Below are 5180 nucleotides of genomic sequence, written 5' to 3'. Positions count from 1 at the left end.
GCTTTCATAATCGGAACGAGCCGCCGTTATGGTGGCTGATTTGGCGGTAATATCTACATCACCGTCTCGAGAGGTCACGACGCTGCCGGTTTGTTGGTAATGCCCGTCTGTGCGGATTATTGTATCGCCCGATAAACTCCCCACTTGGCTACGCGCCGCACTTTGTTGGGTGTGGTCTTGTTCAATCTGTTCTTTCTTCTTGCCCACACTAAAACCAATTCCACCTGTCCCCATTAAACCGCTTTTCGTTTTAATGTGTTCATCTTCCGCATAATGCGTATTGGTGGCAGCGGTAATATTTACCCCTTCTTTACTATCAATCAGTAGCTGTTTGTCAGCGACCACCGCAGAGCCGTGAATATCGACTTTGCCGGTTTCCGAGTAGAGCGTAACATTATTGCCGTCTATCTCACTGCCGATATTTTCGGTGGTATCGTGATAGTGACGGCGGGTTTCCGTGGTTTTACTAAACCAACCTTTGCTACTGCCTTTCGAACTGCTGGCCAATTGCTCCGTTTGCTCGCCCGATTCAATCCGTACATCGTCTCTTGAGCCGATAAAGGTTTCACCGTTTTCACTGCTCACCGTGGCTTGGCGAAGCGAGTTGGTCTAACACCGTGCGGGCAAAATTGCCGTCAGCACTTTGACTTGATGAGAGGGTAGAGCTGATTTCAAGGTTTTTCCCTGCATAAAGGGATAAATCTTTCACCGCTTCAATCTTACCACCTAAGTTAACCAGGTTTTGTTTAGCCGATAAATCCACCGTATCACCCAAAATCGTGCCTCTATTTTCCAGTTCATTACTGTGTAAGCGGGTTAAATCTAAGCCGGCAATCACTCCACTGTTTTGTAGATTATCAACATTACCGATAATTTGATTGGCTGAAATCACTGCACCTCGGGAAGTAATGTCACTATTACGAGCAACCAAATACACTTGTGGCACAAGGGCTGTTACTTTTCGCCCATCAGCCAGTGTGATTTCTTTATTGACCAACCACACCATATCCGTTGTCAGTTCGGACATCTGCTTCGCCGTTAAGCCTATATATCTAAAAGCTCAGAATAAGATAAATCCGGTTGCTTAAGAAGAAAATTATGCCAATGTAAAATAGCATTTGTAAAATCAGAGCAAGGGATAGTTATAGAATATTCCTCATTATCAGGCTCAAAATTAGAATGCAAATATACTTCACTATCTACAATTTCTCCTCCCCAGCTTTCTGTGCTGATATCTATATCATTTTGTGGACAGTTATCTAATATTAGAACTAAATTTTTTAGAAAATTCGAAGAACAATCTAATAAATAATAAGATATAACCTTCTCATTTTTCTCTTGATTAACTGACTCACAAGTTGGTGTGATAGTATTCCAAACACTATTATAAAAATAAAAAAATCTTAGTTTCACTTTTTCTCCTTATTGATTAGGTGATGGGTAAGCAGTAGTGTGTGGACTTATAAAGCCCTCAACCTTAACTCCAGAGGGAGTTATTCCATACCATTTGTTACCATTAACTACTTTGTTATTAAACGACTGACTTACCTCAACTTTTATCCTATCGCTTGTCCACGTTTTAGGAAACATAGTAGATATTCCACCATTATTGGTTTTCTCAAAGTATTTACTACTAGAAGGATCTTTAACAGATACTTTAGCCTCATATACACCATTAGGATAAGTTTTAATTACTTCATCTACTTTCACATTAGCAAGTGTACTATGACCACCAACAACTTTGGTTACTTTCTAATTCAACTCGTTTTGTAACTTGGTTTTATCAAAGTTGTTACACCCAAAAGCAAAAACTAGATTTACCGCTAAAATTTGCAAAATATTCAGCATAATTAACCGCTTGTAACTTATATTAAATAGCACTAGTGTGGACAATAGCACTATCAGGGTTAGTAAAACGTAACCCAACAAGTATTTATTCATTACGTTGGGTTTTCGCAAGCTCAACCCAACCTACGAGCTAACTAAACCAATAACTACCATTTTTCTGCTTCCAACCAATATCGACTGGACAAGCAGTATACCACCATAAATTTTCAATATCTTTTTCTGGTATGTCTTCATCATATTCTGTTGGGAATGATTGGTAGATATAAGACAACTGTGTATCTAAATCGGAATTTATTAATTCCTCACGATTTTCTACCCAATCTCGAAATGCCAAAATTCCGATATCGTTTAAAATGATATATCTAAGGGTTTCTATAAATATTTCTTTAGATAATTCTATTGGTGTTCCACAATGTGTATCATAGCATCTTATCGTGTCATAAATAGCTCTAATAAATAAACCATTAGAACTCTCAATAATTTCATCAAAATTAAACATTTTTACCTCTCAAACTTAATCTCAATACTATTTTTAATTCCAGATATTTCTTGATTAGGCTTTACTATTTCAATAGTAAATTTTGCGTTTGTATGGTGCTGCGAAGAAGAAAAGTTCCTTAAATTTAATGTACTTCCTTTCAACGGTCCATCTGCTGGTTTCACTGCCCATACTTTTCCTACATTACCATCCAAATCTTTCATTCTTGGTATAATTTTAGGAATAGGCAATTTATCTGTACCAGCTAATTCTTTAAAATATGCTATTACATCCTGATCACTAACTCCTTTAAATACAGGCACTCCCATACTGGTATCAGGATTCGTAGTATAAATTTTTCCATTTATATTTAATTTCATATCTTTAGGCTCTATAGATTTTGTATTAAATTGATATGCTATTTCTTTAACTCTATCGTTTATTTTCTGAACTCTGACTAATTCAGGCTTATTTGTAATTTTATCATTCAACTCCTTATCAAACTTAGCACTATTCACGCCTAAATTACCCACATCAGACTTATAAGCTATCTGAGGAGATTTTTTAAACAAGCTCACTACTTTTTCTGCAACTTGTCCTGTCAAAATTACAGTTGGGGCTTGTAATGCCTTCCCTTGAGATTGTAAATATCCCATCAATTCACCAGCCTCTGCCGGATTAGACTCTAATGCTGAATTGATACGGGCATTTAACTCTTCGAGAGAAATCACTACTTTTTGAACAGTTTCTTTTGGATTACCCAATGCTTCGGCAATCGTTACCATTGTTTCGTCAAAGTTCTGAATTGCCTCTATCGTGCCTTGCACACCTTCAACTAAGGCTTTTACTTCACCTTGTTTCAGACCATCGTAATAGGCTTCTGCTTTTTCTAAATCTCCCTTAAACATTGCCTTTGCAATAGATTTAATACTTTGCTCTCTATCATCTGAAGGATGAATATCACCAAAAGTATTATTCTCCACCGCATTCTTTCCAACTCCTTGTCCGGTTTTTACTGCTTGAGCTGTAGATAACGAACTACCTGAACCAGAGGCTAAACCACTCGCCAACCCAGCCGCTACTTGGCTTAGCTCCGATACCGTCCGTTTTTCCGCTTCCGTTAGGTTTTTAGGCTCTTTGCCGAAAAGACTTTGAGAGATGATGTTTGCCCCCACTTCGCCCGTTACCGCTGCTGCCGCACCTGCTCCAGTATTGCCGCCCTGTGTGTAAGCCTCTACCGCTCCCCAAAGGGCGTGGGCAATCAGGTTTGCCGCCTCATTGCCTTGAGTTTCCTGTTTGATTTGTGTGTTGATGTAAGGCGAAGCTGCCCCTGCAATAACCCCTGCTGTTGGGCTACCGCCTAACGCTAACCCTACTGCGTTGGTAACTGCATCCACCCCTTGTCGGTAAGCTCCGCCTGTTTCCCATTTTTCCGCTTCTTGTTCTAGCTCTCTCGCTTTGGTTGTATTGCCTGCGGCTTTCGCCTGTTCAGCCTCTGTTCGTTTGCTTTCAGCGTGGCTCGCCACTTTTTCATTAATAGTGGAAACCGTTGTGGTTTGGAAATCGCTTAGGGCTTTTACTTGATAATCTAACTCGCTTTGTAGCTTAGTTTTATCAAAGTTATTCTCAAGTTTGCCTGAACGGCTTTCGGCTGTTTCAGTTGTGATGTCAGTTTTAACTTCTTGCTTAATTTGAGTAGTCGTTTTACCTGTTTTCTCTAGTTGAGCTTGCTCGTCTCGAATAATCAGGTTTTGGGTGTTAATGCCTGAATACGTTGTACCTGCTTGGCTGTCTTGGTCTTTGCCATAACCAATCGTATTACTTAGGCTGTGGGTTGGGTTGCCTTCTTTATCTACTTTCTGACCGTTCCAACCACCTTTATAATCCCCTGCTGTACTTACACCTACCGCACTGCCCTTATGGCTGGATTGGTTTTCAATATGGCTATAACTCAGTGTCCCTGTGCTAAATTGGTTTTTACCTTCACTTTCCGCTTTGTCCGTTGAAGTTACCAATCCACCTTTTACATCTGTGTGGTTGGCAACTCTTATAAAAGCAAGGCTATTTTCATTAAAAATAATAGCTAAATTTAATATTAGAATTTGTAAAAGGTTAAGCATTATTAAATTCTTATGATTAAAATCACATTAATAACATATATACTATTTCATATAACAAGCGGTCAAATTTCTTAAAAGTTTTACAATTTATTGCAAAAAATTTGAGAGAATCTAACCGCTTCTTACTTATTATTTAATTCCTTATCCCCAAGGCTTGGCATCTGGTTTACTATATTTCGAACGCCATGATACACACTTAGGATTATCCCATCTTGTTCTGCTTTCACAAACAGGACCACCTTTCAAATACCATCCTTTTTTCTCTAAACATAAGCTAGGTTCTATATCATTACTGTAACCTGATACTGGATCCATTCCACAAGATCTCATCTCCTCCTCACGTACTGTTAGATAGGCAGAGACAAAGTTGTTATCAGTAGCTGCAGGCAATCTATGATTTTCACTAGAACGCAGATTCCAAACATAATTTTGTCGTTCTGGTTTCTCTTTACACCATCCACTTAATGAAGCACATTTATAGTAATCATTTGGAAAGATTGTAGCTAACAGACATCCACTGAGAAGCAATGGGCTTAGCAAAATAAAAAATTTTTTCATAGTTTCATTCCTTACTTTTTATTAATACCATCGGAGGTATACGCAGATGAGTTACCCCCACGGCTTCGCATTGGGTTTACTATGTTTTGCACGCCATTTAATACATTCTGGCTCATTCCATACATCTTTTTCCTCACACACCGGACCCTGTTCTAGATACCATCCTTTTTTTTCCA

The 5180-nt window shown here is 38.7% G+C and carries 6 protein-coding genes and 1 pseudogene; all 7 read right to left on the bottom strand.

Annotation, left to right across the window (positions count from 1 at the left end):
* Positions 1 to 585: hemagglutinin repeat-containing protein (locus tag ACJHV0_RS04085; RefSeq protein WP_483133445.1), on the bottom strand; the 585-nt coding region annotated here is incomplete at its 3' end.
* Entirely contained in the window at positions 575 to 1027 is a 453-nt protein-coding gene (locus ACJHV0_RS04080) for a hemagglutinin repeat-containing protein (RefSeq protein ID WP_483133444.1), read from the bottom strand. The genes ACJHV0_RS04080 and ACJHV0_RS04085, both read right to left, overlap by 11 nt.
* 17 nt (positions 1028 to 1044) lie before the next feature.
* Entirely contained in the window at positions 1045 to 1413 is a 369-nt protein-coding gene (locus tag ACJHV0_RS04075; RefSeq protein WP_483133443.1) for a DUF5376 family protein, read from the bottom strand.
* A 9-nt stretch (positions 1414 to 1422) separates the two neighbouring features.
* Positions 1423 to 1734: pseudogene (locus ACJHV0_RS04070) on the bottom strand (EndoU domain-containing protein); the annotation flags it as partial.
* Positions 1735 to 1978: 244 nt separating this feature from the next.
* Positions 1979 to 2347 (bottom strand): hypothetical protein, encoded by a 369-nt coding sequence (locus ACJHV0_RS04065; protein WP_483133442.1) that lies wholly within the window; start codon positions 2345 to 2347, stop codon positions 1979 to 1981.
* Positions 2348 to 2349: 2 nt separating this feature from the next.
* Complete coding sequence (locus ACJHV0_RS04060; protein WP_483133441.1) at positions 2350 to 4446, bottom strand: VENN motif pre-toxin domain-containing protein; 2097 nt, start codon at positions 4444 to 4446, stop codon at positions 2350 to 2352.
* A 141-nt stretch (positions 4447 to 4587) separates the two neighbouring features.
* The gene (locus ACJHV0_RS04055) at positions 4588 to 5004 is read right to left on the bottom strand and encodes a hypothetical protein (protein ID WP_483133440.1); all 417 of its coding nucleotides are present in this window, start codon (positions 5002 to 5004) and stop codon (positions 4588 to 4590) included.
* Positions 5005 to 5180: the final 176 nt, after the last annotated feature.

Source organism: Mannheimia sp., assembly GCF_056854775.1.
This window is presented reverse-complemented; position numbering and strand designations above follow the sequence as displayed.